Here is an 18,088-nt window from a genome sequence, read left to right as displayed (position 1 = left end):
AAAACATCCCTTTTTGCTGATTGATTCTATGCTGATATCAGGTAGTAGCCGTCAGGGTAGACGCAGTCATGAAAACAGGCCTCCCCAGAAAGCAAAAAGGTGCTGCGGCGATCGAGTTCGCCCTGGTCTTCGGGATCTTCTTTGCCGTGTTTTATGGGTTGGTCAGCTATAGCCTGCCGCTGTTATTGATGCAGTCATTCAACCAGGCCGCAGCCGAGGCGGTGCGCCAGGCCATGTCGATAGACCCGGTCGCGGCCGGAACCGCCTACCCGACGCAGGTCACCCAGCGCGCGAAAGATACCGTCGCCGCGCAATTGAGCTGGATCCCCGCAAGCTTCCAGTTCCAGCCCTCCTTCGTCAGTGCCACCTACACCGGCACCACGCTGACCGTCGCGATCACCTACCCCAGTGCCAACCTCAACTCGGTATTCCCGGCGCTGGTGATCCCCGGCATAGGCAACGTACCGAGCCTGCCGACCAACCTGACGGCCAGTTCGAGTATCCAGTTTTGACCGCGGGGGATAACCTTTTCGGGCGCCTGTCGGGCCGCACCCGCCCGCAGGTTCTCGAGCCGCAAGCGGTGCCGGCTGCCGGGCTGCATGTGCGACTGGATGACCAAGGCCGTGTCGTCAGCCTCAGCGGCACGCTGCGTCAGCAATTGGCCGCGCAGAGCGTGGCCGAAGCCCGGCCATTATTGCGAGACCTGCTGTGTGCCGGCAGCGCGCTGAGCGTCGAAGGCCAGCCCGCCGACTGGCAACGTCAAAGCCTCGACCTGGATTTCCAGGGTATCGGGCAGGTGCTGCACACCCGCGGCTGGGTCGAGCCAGAGAGTGACGGCTGGATCCTGCGCTTGCTCGACATCGGTGACTTGCTGACCGGCAGGCAACAGGCCGGGCAGCGCGAGCAGAACCACCAACTGGCTGGCCGCATGAGCGAGCAGTTGCGCGTCTGCAGCCTGGGTCGCTTGCCCGACGTGGTCACCGAGCAGCTGCGCAGCCTGGCACAGCACTGGCGAATCCCCTGTGTTGCCCTGGCAGTGCCCGATGACGACGAGCGGGGTTGGCGGATCTACAGCCAATACACCGCCCATGACGCACCGGCCCTGTGGCAAACGGGCCAGCACCTCGGCACCGGCCTGGACGGCGTCAACGGCAACGTATCGCTGAGCCTGGCCGAGGCACGCAATGATCACCCGCGCCTGCTCAGCCTCTTCGGCCATGCCGACGGGTTGCTGGTGCCGTATCGCGACGCCGAGGGCGTTGCCGCCTGGCTGCTGTGCGGTTGCTACATCGGCGAGCCACAGACCCGCGAACGCGACTGGCTGGACCTTGCCGCTGCCCTCGCCGCGCCGTTGCTCAGCCGCCTGCGCGAACAGCGCGCGCACCAACAACTGGAACGCATGGAAGCCCTGCAAGGCCTGCTCGGCACCGGTTGGTGGGAACTGCTGCCCGCCACCGAGGAAATCCAACTCGCCCCGAGCCTGTTGCGCAGCCTCGGCCAGGAAGACGGCGCGACGCGCCAGGCGCTGGGCCTGTGGCTGGAGCTGATTCATCCCGCCGATCGCCAGGAGCTCAACAGCCGCCTGCAGGATTTGCAGGCCCTGGGCAAACCCCTGCTGACCAGCGTCCGCCTGCAACGCACCGACGCCGACCAGCCGCTCTGGTATCGCGTGCAGGGCCAGGTACTGGCCGCGGGCGACAGTCGGCGCTGGATCGGCTTCATGCTCGACATCAGCGACATCAAGAACCAGCAACTGCAAGCCGCCGCCGCCCATGCGCGCCTGGACAACGTGATCGCGAGTTCACCGGCGGTGATCTATGTACAGCGCTACGTCGGCGGCGCGTTGCACCCGGCCTTCTTCAGCGACAGCCTGCTGCCCGTGCTGGGCTGGACCCTGGACGATTGCAGCCATGACAGCCTGGCCGCACTGGTCCACCCCGAAGACCGCGACCTGTACTTTGATCGCACCCGCCAACTGCTGCGCGAAGGCAATGTGCGCAGTCGCTACCGGGTGCGTGACAAGCAGGGTGCCTACCATTGGCTGCTCGACGAGGCCAAGTTGCTGCGCGATGACCTGGGCCTGCCGGTAGAAGCCGTCGGGCTGTGGCTCGACGTGACCGAGGCGACCCTGGCCGCCGAGCAGATCAAGCAGAGCGAAGAACGCTATCGCATCCTGGTGGAAGACTCGCCGGCGATGATCTGCCGCTATCGCCCGGACTTGACCCTGACCTTCGGCAACACGCCACTGGCCAACTACCTGGAGTGCCGGCCAGAGCAACTGCCGGGGCTTCACCTCGGTGATTGGTTGTCGGACGAACAGCGCCAGGCATTTATCCAGCGCATCCGCCAACTGACCCCGGAATTCCCGGTGAGCACCGCCGAAATCAGCCTGCAACTGCCGGGTCGGGAACATGCCTGGTGGGTGTGGTCCGACCGTGGTGTATTCGATGAGCAAGGCGTATTGGTGGAAGTGCAGGCCGTTGGCCGCGATAACACTGAGGTACGTCGCTCCCAGCAACAACTGACCCAGAGCGCGAAGATGGCCACCCTCGGGGAAATGGCCACGGGCCTGGCCCACGAGATCAACCAGCCGCTGAATGTGATGCGCATGGCCATCGTCAATGTGCTCAAGCGCCTGGGCAACGGCGACGCGCAGATCGACTACCTGACGGAAAAGCTCCAGCGCATCGATGCCCAGGTCCAACGCGCGGCGCGTGTGGTGGACCATATGCGCGTGTTTGGCCGCCGCTCGGAAATCGAACAGCAGCCCTTCGACCCCTCCCAGGCCGTGGAGGGCACGCTGTCGCTGCTCGGCGAAGGGTTGCGCGGCAAGGGCGTGGACCTGCGCGTCACCCCGGCGGACTTCAGCGTGCAGGTCAAAGGCTACGCCGACCAGCTTGAGCAGGTGCTGATCAACCTGATGGTCAACGCCCGTGATGCGCTGCTGGGCAAACGTGAAAACAACCCGCAGTTCCGCCCCTGGATCGCTGTGCACTGCGAGCACGACAGCCGGCACGTACGCATTTGGGTCGAGGACAACGGCGGCGGCATCGACCCACGCTTGCTGGAACGAATTTTCGAGCCGTTTTTTACCACCAAGCCCATTGGCGTCGGCACCGGGTTGGGGCTGTCGGTGAGCTATGGGATTGTGGAAAACATGGGCGGACGGCTGAGCGTCACCAATGGCGAGCAAGGCGCGCGGTTTTGTGTGGAACTGCCGGTGGTCCAGCCAGGTTAGATCACCAGGTAGGCGCGGCCCATGTGGCAGGTGAGGTTGGCGCCGACTTCGGCGTTGCCGGCGGTGATACCCAGTGCACTGAGCAAACTATTCACAATCGGATCCAGCACCGGTGACAAGACGCCTTTGACCGCAGTGATCAGCGTATTCGTGATCGTTGTAAGCAGCCCCGAGACCCCTGCCAGCGCGCCCCCCGATACGTTGCCTGCAGGCGGGGGGACATAAGTCACTTGGATCGCACCCAACGTATTGACTAAGCCAGCGACGACATTTGAAGTGGGCGGAACCGATTGATAGGTCGGCGCCTGATTCATCTCATTAACGGGATAAAAAAGCATGCTCTGGCTTGTCCCGCCGACCTGCGCATGAACCACCGATAGCAATAAGCTGCCTCCCGCACCGGCTCGGCGTGGGCCACAACCGAAAATCCCCGTGCAGGTCTGTATGCCAATATCGACGAGAGCGAGGGGCTGAACAGTGGCCGCGGCTGTCGAGGAGAATGCCTGCACCGGGTCAACTTTCCCCACCGACACATCCGCCAGCGCCGTACTCGCCATCACCGTCAGTGACTTCGTCGCACTGCTCGCACAACTGAAATCCGTGACATAAGACGTAGCGCTCGCCACTTCGATGTTGATGTCTAGGCCATTCAGCAACTGTACATCGGTATGGTCGCAAGGTTTCAACACCAGGCACAAAAGCGGGTCCAGCAGACCGACAAGATTCAGATGCAGCAGGTTATTGACGACGCTCGTCACTGGCGTGGTCAGGGACGAAACCGCCGACGTCAAACTGTTCACCGTGTTGAGCACAGGCAGCTGGATAGACACCAGCGTGCGAACTTGCGCCGTACGCACAAAGATCTGATCTTTTGGCGGGGTTTGCGACAATCCCGCCTTAGCCTTTGCAGGGTTGCCGATGGCCGACAGCTGCGGAGGCTCAATCACTTTGGTTTGCACCGACACATTGCCGATCAGCGGAATATTCAATTGAGTAGCGGCACTCACCGCACTCTTGCTGCTGGACAGTTGTGCCACGGTCTGCAGTAACTGAAACAACTGGACACTGGTATTCAACGCGGCGGCCGGTGTTCCGGTGGCGACTTTGAGCAGATCTCCAACGGTCAACAGCTGGGTATTTGGCGCGATGGCTTTTACTGAGATCACGTCGTTGATGACTGCCGTCGCTACCGAGCCGTTTTTTTGCAACACCTTTACGGCTGCGTCGATTAATTGACTAGCGGATACAGCGGTGCTCAACAGCGCGTCGTAATCACCGGCCTTCACATTCAGCTGAATGGCCAGCTGGTCCAAGTAGCTGAGCATATTCAGGTTTGTCGTCAGCAAGCCATTCCAGCTCGCGGCTGTCAGGGACAGGTTGCCACCGAGCAGATTGCCGATGACCAGGTTCAGTATCGGCGACTTCGTGGAATCCACCGACGCCAGGCTGCTGCGGATCGTCAGCTGTGCCACCGGCGGTGCATATGCGGCCACGGCGGTCGCGCTCAAGGTCATCTGGGTGGACACCGGCACGCCGCTGAACATGTTCCAGAGACCACTGGCGATGCTGGTCACCACGCTGCGCGTGGCGATCACCCGCACGGCATCGTTTTTTGTGGGGTCTGCGCTAAACACGCGGACATTGCTGGCATTGGTCACCAGCGAGCCGCAGGTAACTGCCAAGCCACGACTGGTGTCGCCCGCAACCACGGTGAAACCATTGCGGGTGGCGTTCTGCACCGCATAGTCATTGGCAGTAGTCGAGGGCGTGCACAAGCCGCCACGGCCGGCGGCTTCCAGGGCGGCGGTGTCGGCGATGGACTGCAGCCGGCGCTTTTCCATATACAAGCGACCGCTGTCCACTGCCAACAGCATGAACACCAGGGCTACCGCCAGGGTACCCGCCGCCATCAAGCCAATTGCACCACGCTGCCGGGAACCAAGTCGGGGAGACATCAGGCACTCCTTAGCGCTTACTCTCCGTAGTTGGTGTGAAGTGTAGACAAGGCTTGGAGGGTGCGCTGGCCCGGCGCCACCCGGGTGACTAACGGGAATTCACCGGCGGCAGCAGGCCTCATGTGGGAGCAAGCCTGCTCCCACATGGGATAGTGGTTTTAGTGAGGGGGATAGCTGGAGAGGACGCGATTGACCGTGGTACGGATGGCTTTGTCGCGGTCCTGCGGGTTTGGGGAAGTGGCCATCATTTGCTCGTCACTGCCGCGCCACACCAGCTTGCCGTCCTTGCCGTCGAGCAGATCGATCTGGATGGTGGCGACTTTGTAAGTCACGTTGCGGGTTTCGTTGTACATCGGCCCGCCCCAGTAGCCATTCCAGGGGCCACCCCAGGCGCCGCCGTAGTTGGTGGTGACTTGCTGCTGGCGGTCCTCGACGATGAGATAGGCCTGCACGCTCAAGTCAGCCTTGGTGCCGGCCGCAGCCGGGCGCAGGCCGCGCTGGTCGAGTTGCTCACCCACCGCCTGCCGAATGCGTTGCTCGGTAAGGTCGCTCTTGATCCGTGGATCATCCGGGCGGTATTGCAGCGCCGGGTCTTTCCAGGCCCAGCTGCGGTAGGCGCCGAAGTCCCGGCTGGCATCAAAATCGTGGTTGACCTGGGTATTCTGGCAACCGCCCAGCAGCACAACAAACGCGAGCGTAGCGATACGACGAAACATGGTTGTTCTCCAAAGAGCGACCTGCACTTGAAATGAGAATAGCTGTTAACTCGGAGGATAGGCCGTCATTGCCTTCTGCACCGCCTGGCGCAAGGCATCTCCCCGCTCACTGAGGCTTCCCTGGCTGCCCGTTTCCGCGCTGGCACTCCACACCGGCTGGCCCGTGCGGGCATCGAACAGATTGACGCGAACCACCACCACCTGGACTTCATAGGTGCGCACGATCGGCACGGAGTTGTACATGCCGTAACCATTGCCATAGCGGTTGTAGCCGCCGTAACCATAGCCGTAGTCATCCTGGACTTGCTTGAGGCGCTTCTCCAGGCGCACATCGGCGCTCACGAACAGGTCCGCCGGACGGCTGTCGTGCAAGGGCCGCAGGCCGCGCTGGTCAAGGGCGCCGCTGACCGCCTCGGCAATTTGCGCCGAATCCGCCCAGGCAGTGCCGGCCGGCAGTTGGCCGTTGCGCCAGGCCCAATTGCGGTAGGCGCCATAGTCACGCACCGGCGCCGGGTAGGCGCTGGCATCGAAGGTGTTGGCTGCCTGCGCGGGGGCGGGCGGGATCGGCGCTGAAGCAGCCACATAAGGGTTGGGACTGGAACAGGCGCCCAGCCCAAGGGACAACAGGATCAAACAGAGACGACGCATTTCGACCTCCGCAGACTGGGCCGCTTATACCGGACGGCAGATCCAGTGCAAATAACGCCCAAGTCCGGCAAAGCTTGGGTGACGACGGTGAGCGAGCTCCATCTCTACAAGGTCCTGTAAATCCGCGCGGGCCTGGAATTCCACCGGCATATAGTCGTGGAAAACCCGCACGCCACTCTGGCTTTCGACCTGCCAAAGCCCCTCGAGTTGCGCCGCCAACTCACGTGGGTCCAGCGGCTGTTGCGGGGTCAGGCTCTGCTTTTCGCCGGCCAGGTCATTCCTGCGCATTTTGCGGAAGTGGCCCTTGAGCAGATTGCGATAAATCAGCGCATCACGGTTGTAGAACGCCAGCGACAGCCAGCCTCCAGGCACCGTGAGCTGGTGCAGCACCGGCAGGATGGCGTGGGGTTCGGCCAACCACTCCAGCACGGCATGGCACAGCACCAGGTCGTAGGGTTCGGTCAGTTGGCCCAGCAGGTCTTGCCAGGGCGCATGGATGAAGGTCGCCGTTTGTCCGGCCTCGGCAAACCGTTGGCGTGCGGCCTCGAGCATCGGCTCGGCGGGTTCGGCCAGGGTCACCTGATGACCGAGCTCTGCCAGCCATAGCGACATGTGCCCAAGGCCCGCGCCGATATCCAGCACACGCAGCGGGCGGCCAGGCAGCGCTTCGGCCAGGTCGGCCTGGAGTACCGCCAGGCGAATCGCGCCTTTGGCGCCGCCGTAGATCTTTTCGGCGAAGCGCGTGGCCAACTGGTCGAAATGGCGGTCACTCATGGGCGAACCGCCGTTCACTGTCGGCCAGCTTGGCGCGCACCACCTCGTTCATGTCCAGGCCCAGCTCACTGCACAGCAACAACAGGTACAGCACGATATCGCCGACTTCCTGCCCGGCGTGGGCGAGTGCGTCGGCAGGTAACTGGCGGGACTGGTCTTCGGTCAGCCATTGGAAGATTTCGACCAGTTCGGCCATTTCCACGCTGGCGGCCATGGCCAGGTTTTTCGGGCTGTGGAACTGCTTCCAGTCGTTGGTATCGCGAATGCGGTGCAGGCGTTCGGTGAGGTGTTCGAGGTTCATGCGGGGGCTCCTGAAGGTGGATAGCTTCGGGGGGAATGGCTTTGAAGGCAAGTGAACCTTTGGGGCGCTATCACCGGCAAGCCGGCTCCTACGGTTTGGCATGCATTCCCCTGTAGGCGCCGGCTTACCGGCGATGGCAGTTCAGTCGACGACGCTGAATTCGAGCCGGGCGGTCTGTCCGGCTTCGTCGAGAACGCTGAGCTGGTAGCGGCCCAGGTGCTCGAAGCTGGCATTGATAAATTCCTGGTTGGCGCTGTCACCCAACGGTGCGCCATTGAGGAACCACCAGCGCCGGCCACTGCCGCCCAGGGCGGAGAGTTTCAAGCGCAGAGCTTGTTGGCTGGCGGCCGGCAGGCGCAATTGGTCACCTTCGCGCACGCCGACGATGGACAGCGGCGACGCAGCGGCCAAGGCCGGCGGCGGGCAATCAGGGTCGGCCGGCGGAATCCGCGCTTCACGACGCTCCACCCTGGGCAGCCAGGGTTCCAGCGGCGCCGGCCACAAGGCTATGTTTTTCGCCACCGCGCCAGGGCAATGGGCATCCACTCGCAGGCCCTTGGCATTGACCCAGACGCTTTCCATCAAGCCCACGCTCAACGGTTGATCCAACGCCTGCAAGGTCGGCGGCGTGGTGTTGTCCAGCGTCCAAGCAAACCGCTGGCGACGGCAATTAGGGTCGCTGCGGCTCATGGGCTGGCCCAGTGGCCAACAGATCGCGGCCACGCCGACATTGGCCGGCACCGGTTTGACCGCTGCGCTGATACCGCGCTGGCTGTCGCGGTTGGTCAGTACATCGTGCACCTGCAGCATCAACGGCGCCGCCGACGCGAGGCCGAACTGCCCCGGCACCGGCGTGCCGTCCGGGCGGCCGATCCACACGCCGATCAAATAGCGCGGCCCGACACCAATCGCCCAGGCATCGCGAAAACCGTAGCTGGTGCCGGTTTTCCAGGCCAATACCGGGCGCTGTACCAGTTCGGCGCGCGGGTCACGGTCGGGCCGTGCCTGGCCGCTGAGGATGCGGCGGATGATCCAGGCGGATCCTGGCGACAACATTGGCCGTTCTCTCAGCGTATCGTCCGGCTGTAAACGGAGAGTGGCGCTCTTGCCATCCCGGGCGAAGGCACTGTAGCCGCTGACCAGGTCTTCGAGGCGGCTGCCCGCGCCGCCCAGGATCAACGCCAGGTTGGGCTCTGCCAACGCCGGCAAGGCCAAGGGCACACCGCCGATACGCATCTGCGCGGCAAAGCGCTTGGGCCCGTAGGCTTCCAACAACTGCACCGCGGGCAAATTCAGCGAGCTGGACAGCGCCGTGCTCGCCGGCACCGCGCCGGTAAACCCCATGGAGAAGTTGCCCGGCCGGTAATCGCCGTAACGTCGGGGCACATCCTGCAACAGGGATTCGGAATGAATCAGCCCGTCGTCCAGCGCCATGCCATACAGGAAGGGTTTCAACGTGGAGCCTGGCGAGCGCAGCGCGCTGATCATGTCCACATGGCCGAAGCGCTTGGTATCGTTGATATCCACTGAGCCCAGGTAGGCGCGCACGGCCATGGTTTCCTCTTCCACCACCAGGATGGCGGCGGAGGTGTGTTCCGGCAGGCGCGCGCGCCAGCCCAGCAGCAGGTCTTCGAGCCGGCGTTGCAGGGTGGCGTCCAGGGTGGTGCGGATCAGCGGCGGGCTGTCCGGACGGTTCAGGCGTCGAGCGAGCAAGGGCGCCAGGCTCGGTTCCAGGCGCGGGGCGAGCAGCAACGGTTCTTCGAGGGCTTCGTCCACCGCCGGCTGCGGCCATACCTGGAATTCGGCGAGGCGACGCAGCACCTTGTCGCGGGCTTCCTGGGCGCGCTGCGGGTGACGGTCGGGACGCAAGCGGCTGGGTGCCTGGGGCAACACCGCGAGCAGGGCGGCTTCGGCATGCGTCAGTTGCGCCGGCGATTTACCCAGGTACGCCCAACTGGCGGCGGCCACGCCCTGCAACGTGCCGCCAAACGGCGCGCGGTTCAGGTACAGGTTGAGGATCTGTTCCTTGGACAGGTGCCACTCCAACTGCGCCGTGCGCCATAACTGGCGCAGCTTGCCGTGGAAAGTCCGCGAGTGGGGGTCGAGCAGGCGCGCGACCTGCATCGACAAGGTGCTGCCGCCGGACACCACGCGCGCGCCCGTCAGGTTCTGCCACGTCGCCCGCACCAGCGCCAACGGGTTCACCCCGGGGTGCTGATAAAACCAGCGGTCTTCGTAGGTGAGCAATGCGTCCAGGTAATACGGCGACACTTCGCCGGTCTGCACCGGGTAGCGCCATACACCATTGGCATCGGCAAACCGCCACAACGGCGTGCCATCCTCAGCCAGCACCACCCGCGCCAGGTCATCCTCGGGCAGCGGCAACGGCCAGATCCGATCCGCCAGCCACAGCAGCGCCACCAGCAACACCACGGCGCCCAAGCCCCAACGCAACACCCGTAGGAGCCGGATTGCCGGCGATAGCGTTGGTTCAGTGGGTAAATGCGTCACAGGCCCACCGCTCTCGCAGCAAGGCGGCGACCCGACAAGTCAGCCCCCATACTGAAATGCGTACACCAAAAACAAAGGAAACCCATTATTAAACCTGCAAACCTCTATGCTTCACGGAACTAGCCTGTCGCAATAACAACCAACGCACAGATACGCCCACCTTCTTATCAGGACACACTCATGCAGGTAGAAAGCTTCTTCGAATGGTTGGGCCAGGCGCTCGGCTCCGTCATCCGCTTTATCGTCGACGGGCTCAGCGGGTTGTTCGGCGCCTTGACCCACGCGGGCGGCAACTTTATCGAAGGCCTGTCGCGCACGCTGGGCATGGACACGTCGATCATCAGCATCCTCACCCTGATCGTCGGCCTGCTCTTCCTGTACTCAGCCGTACGCGCCTTCATGCGCGCCTCGATCATCTTCGGCATCATTTGGCTGATGCTCGGCCTGTGGCTCCTCAGTTGGGTCGTCCACTAAACCAAAAACCAAAAACCCCTGTGGGAGCGGGCTTGCTCGCGAAGACGCTGGGTCAGTACCCAATACGCTGACTGACACTACGCCTTCGCGAGCAAGCCCGCTCCCACATTGAGTGCGCATTTCAGGTCGAGACCTTCAACGCCCCTTGATCACCAGATCCGCCGGCGTCTCCCCCACCGCCTGCCAGTTCGGCCGGTACATCGACTCCACCTGCGGCGGCGGCACCCGGTAAGTCCCCGGCGTCACCGCCCGTGCCAGGTACAGCAGGTGCGTGGTGCCATACCCGTCGAGGTTCATCGCCGCCACATAGCGGTCATCCCTGAATTCCTGGTGCTTGAGCGATGCATTCTGCATCGACTCACGCCACTCCTTGACCTGGCTGCTGGCGTTTTCCAGGCTCGCCGCGCTTTGCGCCAGGTTCTGGTTTTCCAGCTCCAGGCCCGCGGGCAGCAAGTCCACCACCAACGCGTCCGGCACCCGTTGCTTGGCGCTCACCGCCAGGTGCACCAGCACCAGGTCACCGCTGTTCAGCGTACGCAGGTTCAGCGGCTGACCGTTCATGCCGAGGTATTCGCGGCGGATGCTCAGGTTGTCGCCACCGGCTGCCGGTGGCACTTGTGGATAACCCGACAGCGTCAGTTGCTGGTACACCGGCGTGTCACCCTGATTGCTCAAGGTCAGGTCGCTGGACAGCTGCTTGCCGTCCAGCGCCAGGGTCGACTGCTGGTTATTCAACGCCTGCACACCGCCGCTGCCGGTAAGCGACACCTGCCAGTTCGCCTCGGGCTGCGCGAACCCAAGACGCCCGGCCAGGAACAGCGAGTTACGTTCCTGGGTCGACAGGTAAGGGCTGGCCGCCAACTGATCCGACAGTGTGAACAGGCGCTCCTCACGCTTGCCCTTGGCCAGGTCATTCTCTTCCAGCAAGGCCAGGATCATCGCCTGGTCGCGCAGCGGGCTGCCGTAATCGGCCAGCCACTCATTGGCACTGCGCTGGGTTGCCAGCCCCGCCTGCAGCGCCTGGTCGGCGCGCGGCTGATCGCCCATCTTCTGCAGGGCGATGGACAGCTGCACCAGCGGCAGCCCCGAACGTGCTTCGCTGCGTCGTTCGAAAATACTCCGCAGCGCGCCCAACGGTGCCTGCTGACTGCGCGCCAGGACCATGCCGGCGTAGGCCTGCACGGCGAAACGCGTGTGGTCGGCGTTGTCGCTGTAATCGACTTCGATCAGGTTACGTTCCTGCACATACCGCAGCAGGCGTTCGCTGGCCTTCTTCAAGGCCTCGGGCGGTACTGCAAAGCCCTGGTCACGGGCGCGCAGCAGGAAGTCAGTGACATACGCGGTCAGCCAATACTCTTCCTCACCATCGGCGCCCCACAGCCCAAAGCTGCCGTTGTAGCGCTGCATGCCCAGCAGGCGCTCGATGCCCAGCTCGATCTTGCGCTTGCGCGCGGCATCCGGCTCGCCTTTCACCCCCAGGCGCTTGAGCAAAGCGTCGTCGGCGTAGAGCGAGGGGTACAAGCCACTCGCGGTCTGCTCCAGGCATCCATAGGGGTAGGCCTTGAGCGCACTGATCTGCGCACCCAGGTTCAACGGCGGTCGGCTCGACAGACTCAGCAACGCCTCGCGTCCCGACGCATCGAACTGCTCCAGCGTGCCAGCGGGCAGGCTCCACGGCTCGCTTTTGAGCACCGCGCGATAATGCTTGAGCAATGCCGGATACGCCGGGCGCACGCCCAGGGTCCATTCGCGGCTGAACGGCGGCAGGTTTTCGCCGGGCAGGTCCAGGCCATTCACGGTCACCTTGACCTTGCCCTGGCCCAGGCCGCCCCAGGCTTTGACCGGGATGCGCAGCGTGGTGCGCTGGCCCTGCTTGAGCTCGATGGATTGCGCGCCGCTGTTGACCAGCTCCAATTGCCCTTCGGCGCTCAGTTGTACCTCCAGCTTCTGCGCCTTGCCCGACAGGTTGGACAAGTCCAGCGCCAGCGTGGTCTGGTCACCTCCGGCGAGAAAGCGCGGAGCCGACAGTTCGGCAATCAGCGGTGCGGCAATCACCGTCTTGCCCTCGGCCATGCCGTAGCGGTCATCGCTCCAGGCCTGGGCCATCAGGCGCAACTCGCCGTTGAAGTCGGGGATATTGACGCTGACTTCGCCTTCGCCTTGCTCATTCAGGGTCACCGGTGCGCTTTGCAGCGCAACGATAGTGACGCTGGTATCCGGACGCTTGCCGCCCTTGGCCAGCGCCGCGTCACCACCGAAGGCCAGGCTGGCCAGGCGGCCCTGTCCGGCTTCGATCAACTGGCCGTAGATGTCGAACTGGTCGACACCATAGGCCTTGCGACCGAACAGGCTGGAGTACGGGTCCGGTGTCGGGTATTCGGTGATATTGAGGATGCCCACGTCCACCGCGGCCACCAGCACGTGCACCTGCTTGGGCACGCTGCCGTCCGCATTCTTCGCGGCAATCTTTACCGTCAGCGGTTGTTTGGGACGCATTTTTTCCGGCGCGGTCAGGGTCACGCCGAGTTTGCGCTGGGTGCGGTCCAGCGGCAGGTGCAGCAGGCCCACCGCGCGTTTAGGGGTGATATTGGCTTTGCGCTCGCCGGGGCGAATCACCAGCGCGCTCACATACAGATCATGGCGTGACCATTTCGGGTCGAGCTTCACCGCGAAGCTTTTGCCTTCGGCCGGCACGTCGATTTCCTGCCACCACAGCGGCCCTTCGGCGGACTCCACCAGCAGGTAGCCTTTACCGGCAGCCGGCGGCGTGACCGTGACGTTGGCGGTATCGCCGTCGCCATACGCAGGCTTGTCCAACGCCAGCTTGACCTGGTCGGGCCGTACGGCGCCGCCCTCGGTATTGTCCTGGGCCTGGTAACCGGCCCAGAAACGCAGGCTGCTGACCAGGCCGGTCTGCGGGTCTTCGACCTCCACGCGATATGGGCCCCACTCCACCTGGAAGCTGACCTTGGCGGTGTCGCCGGCCTTGATGTTCAGGGTCTGTTCGTCGAGGTTGAGGAATTTTTCGTTGTAGTGATAGCTCCAGCCATCGCTGTCGGAGTAGTTCCAGTAGTAGTCACGACGCTCGCGCACCAGGCGCACCTTGAGGTTTTGCGCGGCGAGTTTCTGCCCGTCCTGATTGGCCACCAGCACTTCGAATTCCGCCGGGCCGTCGCCGTTGGTTTCCTTGCCGTCAAACAACCCGCGCAGGCCCGGCAGCTGTTCGGCCGGCCAGATCGGCTGCACCAGGCGCCGGGTGATCGGGCGCCCGCCCGACTCTTGCAGGCTCGCTTGCACGATCAATTGCAGCGGCGACTTGGCGTCGGCCCATTTGCTTTCCAGGGTGAGGTCTTCCTGGCCTTTGGCATCGAGGACGCTTTCGTCCAACTCGAAATCCTGGCTCAGCTCTTCCTCGGTGACCGAACCGAACTGGTAGCCCGGCAGTGCCTTGACCGCTTCACGCAGCGGGCGCACATAGACCTGGCCGCTGACCCGGTTGCCCGAGGCCGGCGCGCCGTAGAGGTAGCGTCCATTGACGTGAATGACCGGGTTATCCGCCGGGCTCAGGGCCGTGTCGCTGCCCTTGAGTTCCAGGGCCAGGCGCTCGGGCAGGAAGTCTTCGACAAGGAACTCATACAGCTGCGGCTTGCCGTCACCCAGGTCGAATACCAATTGCCAGCGCCCGGTCGGCGCTTCGCCCGCCAGTTGCAGTTGATATTGATACAGGCCGGAAGCATCGGCATCCCACACGAACTTGCGGCTCACCTGCTCATCCGGGCGACGCACTTCGACGCTCACCGGCTGCGGCTTGACCGCGTTGCCATCCTTGTCGCGCAGCAGGGCGTTGAGCAGCACGGTTTCGCCAGGGCGATACAAATCGCGCGGGCCGAACACAAAGAACTGCAACGGGTGGGACGGCTGGCCGCCGATGTCGAACTCGGCCAGATCCAGCGCGGCGCTGTCGAGGCGCAGCAGGCTGGTCTGTTCGCCTTGCTTGGCGAGCAGCACCTGGGCTTTTTTCGGCAGTGGCAACTCGGCGTGACCACCCTTCTCGGTCTTGCCCTGGCCCAGCACCCGGCCATTGGCATCCAGCACTTCGAGGTCGACGCCGTCCAGGGCTTTGCCGCCTTCGAGCGCCTGGGTGAACACATCCAGGCGGTTGGCATAGCGGTGCACCGACAGGCCGATATCACTCAAGGTGAACAACGTGGCCGGCTGCGAATAGTTGTAGGTGCCCGAGGCGCGCATTACCGCCAGGTACACGCCCGGCTGCTGCAATGGCTTGAGGCCGGCGATCGGCAACAACAGGGTTTCGCGGGTATTGCGCGCAGGTTTCAGGTCGAAACGCCCGCCGTAGACCAGGTCGGCCATAGGTAGCAGTTCGCGCGATTCATACCCTTGCAGGCTGGAGTTGCGGCCCCACTGCGCGAGAAACGACGGCAGCGATTCAGGCTTGATCCGGAAGAATTCGACGTCGATCTTGTCGACGTTCAGCGCGATCACCGGCAAGCCTTCGGCCAGGCGCGTCGGCAGCAAGGTGCCACGGCTGGCGAAGCCGACGGTGGCTTGCAGATCACGGGTTTCCAGGCGCGCGCTGTATTCGGCGGCAAGTGTGTTGTCGTTGACCGCCTTAACCCCGGCATCGACCGTGAGCACCAGTTTGCGTTGCGGCTCCAAGTGGCGCAGGCGCAGCTCCATCAGGTTATCGGAGAGTTCCCAGGCACCATCGACCTTGCCGGACTTGGCATCGACCAGGTGCAGTTTGTCGGCGAATTTCTGTTCGGGATCCAGTGGAATCGAAAAGCTCACCGACAGGGTGCTGGCGCCATCCAGCTGCACCTCGGAGACGTCCACCACACTCAACTCACGCCCGGCATAGCGCTGCTTCAATGCCGCCACATCCACCGCCGCCTTGGCCGGCTTCGGTGCGGTACTCGTCGCCGCTGCTGGAGCGGCCGGGGCTGCCGGTTTATCGGAAGAGTCGCAAGCGCTCAGCAGGGCCAGCGCACAGGCCAGGAACAGTCCTTTGTTAAGCATGGGGCACTCGTAGTGAGAGGGATCCGAGGGGTGAACTATATATCAGCGCCAGCCAAGCCGATGTGGCGCTGGTCACATTGACCGACGGAGGGCAGTTTGGTTCTTGAACGGCTCAAGCCCAGCCAAATCCCACAACCAACACCAACCCCCTGTAGGAGCCGGCTTGCCGGCGCCGACATTCGTTCTGCGGACAGTTACAATGCCGCTCCCCCGTAGGAGCCTCCATGAATTCCCTGCTCACCGACTGGCGCCACCGCCCCACTCACCGCCGCGTCTGGGCCCTGGCCGCGCCGATGATCCTGTCGAACATTTCGGTGCCGCTGGTGGCACTGGTCGACAGCATGGTGATCGGCCACCTGCCGCACGCCCACCAACTCGGCGCGGTGGCTGTCGGTGCCAGCCTCTACACCTTTCTCGCCTGGGCCATGGGTTTCCTGCGCATGGGTTCCACCGGATTCGCCGCCCAGGCCGCCGGGCGTAATGATGGAGCGGCGCTGCGGCAAATCCTGCTGCAGGGTTTGCTGCTGGCACTGGGGTTGGCGATGCTGCTGGGAACCGTCGGCATCCCCCTGAGCCATCTGGCGCTGGAGTGGATGCAACCGTCGCCCGAACTCAACCAACTGACTCGCGACTTCTTCCACACCCGCCTGTTTGGCCTGCCCGCCGCGCTGGCCAGTTACGCGCTGGTCGGCTGGTTCCTCGGCACGCAAAACGCCCGCGCGCCGCTGGCGATCCTGCTGACCACCAACCTGGTGAATATCGCCTTGAACCTGTGGTTCGTACTCGGCCTGGATTGGGGCGTGGTCGGCTCCGCACGCGCCTCGGTCATTGCAGAATGGACCGGCGCCCTGCTCGGCCTGGTCCTGACGCAAAAAGCCCTGCGCGCCTACCCCGGTCACATCGCCTGGGCTGCGCTGAAGGTGTGGCAAAGCTGGCGGCCGCTGCTGGCGGTCAACCGCGATATTTTTATCCGCAGCCTGGCGCTGCAATCGGTGTTTTTCATGATCACTGTGCAAGGTGCACGCCTGGGTGACGCCACCGTGGCCGCCAACGCACTGCTGCTCAACGGCCTGCTGCTGACCGCACATGCCCTCGACGGCCTGGCCCACGCAGTCGAAGCGCTGTGCGGCCACGCCATCGGCGCGCATGATCGCCAGGCCCTGCGCCGTTCATTGGTGGTCGCCTGCGGTTGGTCGCTGATCGCCAGCGTCGGCTTCGCCCTGCTGTTCACGTTCGCCGGGCACCTGTTTATCGCAATGCAGACCGACATCCCCAGCGTGCGTGAAACGGCTGACATCTACCTGCCATACCTGGCGGTGCTGCCATTGATTGCGGTGTGGAGTTATTTACTGGACGGCCTTTTTATCGGCGCCACGCGTGCGCGCGAAATGCGCAATGGGATGCTGTTGACCGTGCTGATCCTGCTGCCGTTCGCGTGGCTGTTGCAGGGCTACGGCAACCACGGCCTGTGGATAAGTTTCCTGCTGTTCATGGCATTGCGCAGCCTCACGTTGTGGGCGATTGCCTGGCGCCTGAATCGGCAGAATCAGTGGCTTGGATGAAATCCACGACCCGATCCAGCACCGGTGCCAGCCAGCGCAACGGTTTGGAGATGGCCGCCACCAGCGTCTGGTGGTTGGTCTTGCCGAAGTAGAACTCCTCCACCGGCACACCGGCCGCCCGTAACGCGTTAGCCAGCCCGCCGGTGTTGCGCGTGGGGTTGACCAGTGTGTCGGACGAAGAGGCGATCAACAGGCTCGGCGGCGCGCCGGCACTGACATGGTTGATCGGCTGGGAGTCCGGGGGTGAGTGGGGGAAGAAAAACACCGGCTTCACGTCAGGGTTTTCAATCGGCAGAAAGTCATACGGACCTGCAAGACCGATCCAGCCCTTGAGCATCGACGGCGACAGGTTCGCTTCGTTGAGCCAACGCGCATCCAGCGCCAGCATCGCGGCGTTGTAGGCGCCGGAACTGTGGCCCATCACATACAGCTTGCGGGGATCGCCGCCGTATTCGGCACTGTGTTGATACGTCCAGGCGACCGCTTGGGCACCGTCCTGAAGAAACAGTGGGTAACGCACTTGCGGGTAAAGCCGATAATCGGCGATCACCACCACAATGCCGCGCGAGGCCAGGGCTTCGCCGACAAAACCGTAATCATCCTTGGAGCCACTGTTCCAGCTGCCACCATAGAAAAACACCACCACGGGGGCGTTCGGCGAAGCATTGGCCGGGCGGTAGATATCGAGTTTCTGGCGGGGATCATCGCCGTAGGCGACGGAGGAGGTTTTGGTGAAAGTGCTGGAGGGCGTGAGTGCGTTGAGCACCTTGATGGGCGAGCAGGCTGCGAGGAAGGCAGCGAATGCCAGGGTGAAGGCTTGCAGCCATTTGCTCGACATCTTCCAGACCTCACATAGAAGGTACTACCTGATG

Annotated in this window: 12 protein-coding genes; 4 read left to right on the top strand and 8 right to left on the bottom strand. The window is 63.5% G+C overall.

Annotated features, from left to right (window positions below):
- The first annotated feature begins 68 nt into the window (after nt 1–68).
- Both BBG20_RS03590 and BBG20_RS03585 read left to right on the top strand, forming a co-directional pair.
- Nucleotides 69–512 carry a TadE/TadG family type IV pilus assembly protein gene (locus BBG20_RS03590; protein ID WP_065900321.1) on the top strand — a complete coding sequence of 148 codons (444 nt, stop codon included), beginning with the start codon at nt 69–71 and terminating at the stop codon, nt 510–512.
- A complete protein-coding gene (locus BBG20_RS03585) occupies nt 509–3,238 on the top strand; it encodes a PAS domain-containing sensor histidine kinase (protein ID WP_065900319.1) in 2,730 nt (909 codons plus the stop codon). The genes BBG20_RS03590 and BBG20_RS03585 overlap by 4 nt, the downstream gene beginning before the upstream one ends.
- Here the strand turns inward: BBG20_RS03585 and BBG20_RS03580 are convergent.
- The 6 genes from BBG20_RS03580 to pbpC all read right to left on the bottom strand — a co-directional run bounded on the left by BBG20_RS03580 (nt 3,235) and on the right by pbpC (nt 10,089).
- Nucleotides 3,235–5,193, bottom strand: coding sequence for a pilus assembly protein TadG-related protein (locus BBG20_RS03580; protein ID WP_065900309.1), 1,959 nt, complete (start codon nt 5,191–5,193; stop codon nt 3,235–3,237). The genes BBG20_RS03585 and BBG20_RS03580 overlap by 4 nt on opposite strands.
- Before the next feature lie 158 nt (nt 5,194–5,351).
- The gene (locus BBG20_RS03575) at nt 5,352–5,909 is read right to left on the bottom strand and encodes a DUF4136 domain-containing protein (protein WP_065900307.1); all 558 of its coding nucleotides are present in this window, start codon (nt 5,907–5,909) and stop codon (nt 5,352–5,354) included.
- Nucleotides 5,910–5,954: 45 nt separating this feature from the next.
- Entirely contained in the window at nt 5,955–6,557 is a 603-nt protein-coding gene (locus tag BBG20_RS03570; RefSeq protein WP_065900305.1) for a DUF4136 domain-containing protein, read from the bottom strand.
- Between the two features lie 24 nt (nt 6,558–6,581).
- A complete protein-coding gene (locus tag BBG20_RS03565) occupies nt 6,582–7,331 on the bottom strand; it encodes a methyltransferase (protein WP_065900303.1) in 750 nt (249 codons plus the stop codon).
- Entirely contained in the window at nt 7,324–7,632 is a 309-nt protein-coding gene (locus BBG20_RS03560) for a MazG-like family protein (protein WP_065900301.1), read from the bottom strand. The genes BBG20_RS03565 and BBG20_RS03560 overlap by 8 nt, the downstream gene beginning before the upstream one ends.
- A 141-nt stretch (nt 7,633–7,773) precedes the next feature.
- Nucleotides 7,774–10,089, bottom strand: coding sequence for a peptidoglycan glycosyltransferase PbpC (pbpC, locus tag BBG20_RS03555; RefSeq protein ID WP_107339024.1), 2,316 nt, complete (start codon nt 10,087–10,089; stop codon nt 7,774–7,776).
- Between the two features lie 234 nt (nt 10,090–10,323).
- Here pbpC and BBG20_RS03550 point away from each other — a divergent pair, with 234 nt between their 5' ends.
- Complete coding sequence (locus BBG20_RS03550) at nt 10,324–10,617, top strand: hypothetical protein (RefSeq protein ID WP_065900299.1); 294 nt, start codon at nt 10,324–10,326, stop codon at nt 10,615–10,617.
- Nucleotides 10,618–10,752: 135 nt separating this feature from the next.
- Here the strand turns inward: BBG20_RS03550 and BBG20_RS03545 are convergent, their stop codons facing one another.
- Complete coding sequence (locus BBG20_RS03545) at nt 10,753–15,654, bottom strand: alpha-2-macroglobulin family protein (protein WP_065900297.1); 4,902 nt, start codon at nt 15,652–15,654, stop codon at nt 10,753–10,755.
- Nucleotides 15,655–15,878: 224 nt separating this feature from the next.
- On the opposite strand from BBG20_RS03545, the gene BBG20_RS03540 reads away from it, so the two are divergent.
- Nucleotides 15,879–17,216, top strand: a complete 1,338-nt coding sequence (locus tag BBG20_RS03540; RefSeq protein WP_065900295.1) for an MATE family efflux transporter — start codon at nt 15,879–15,881, stop codon at nt 17,214–17,216.
- On the opposite strand, the gene BBG20_RS03535 is transcribed toward BBG20_RS03540, so the two are convergent.
- Nucleotides 17,161–18,054, bottom strand: coding sequence for an alpha/beta hydrolase (locus BBG20_RS03535; protein ID WP_065900293.1), 894 nt, complete (start codon nt 18,052–18,054; stop codon nt 17,161–17,163). The two genes, BBG20_RS03540 and BBG20_RS03535, sit on opposite strands and share 56 nt — an antisense overlap.
- Nucleotides 18,055–18,088 lie beyond the last annotated feature (34 nt).

Source organism: Pseudomonas aylmerensis, assembly GCF_001702265.1.
Taxonomy (GTDB): domain Bacteria; phylum Pseudomonadota; class Gammaproteobacteria; order Pseudomonadales; family Pseudomonadaceae; genus Aquipseudomonas; species Aquipseudomonas aylmerensis.
The sequence above is the reverse complement of the archived record's forward strand: the minus strand, read 5'-3'. Positions and strand labels throughout refer to the sequence as shown.

Coding starts and splice junctions, on each gene's coding strand:
- BBG20_RS03565 (WP_065900303.1), bottom strand. CDS start 7,331: ATGAGTGACCGCCATTTCGACCAGTTGGCCACGCGCTTCGCCGAAAAG.
- BBG20_RS03560 (WP_065900301.1), bottom strand. CDS start 7,632: ATGAACCTCGAACACCTCACCGAACGCCTGCACCGCATTCGCGATACC.
- BBG20_RS03545 (WP_065900297.1), bottom strand. CDS start 15,654: ATGCTTAACAAAGGACTGTTCCTGGCCTGTGCGCTGGCCCTGCTGAGC.
- BBG20_RS03550 (WP_065900299.1), top strand. CDS start 10,324: ATGCAGGTAGAAAGCTTCTTCGAATGGTTGGGCCAGGCGCTCGGCTCC.
- BBG20_RS03535 (WP_065900293.1), bottom strand. CDS start 18,054: ATGTCGAGCAAATGGCTGCAAGCCTTCACCCTGGCATTCGCTGCCTTC.
- BBG20_RS03540 (WP_065900295.1), top strand. CDS start 15,879: ATGAATTCCCTGCTCACCGACTGGCGCCACCGCCCCACTCACCGCCGC.
- BBG20_RS03590 (WP_065900321.1), top strand. CDS start 69: ATGAAAACAGGCCTCCCCAGAAAGCAAAAAGGTGCTGCGGCGATCGAG.
- BBG20_RS03580 (WP_065900309.1), bottom strand. CDS start 5,193: ATGTCTCCCCGACTTGGTTCCCGGCAGCGTGGTGCAATTGGCTTGATG.
- BBG20_RS03570 (WP_065900305.1), bottom strand. CDS start 6,557: ATGCGTCGTCTCTGTTTGATCCTGTTGTCCCTTGGGCTGGGCGCCTGT.
- BBG20_RS03575 (WP_065900307.1), bottom strand. CDS start 5,909: ATGTTTCGTCGTATCGCTACGCTCGCGTTTGTTGTGCTGCTGGGCGGT.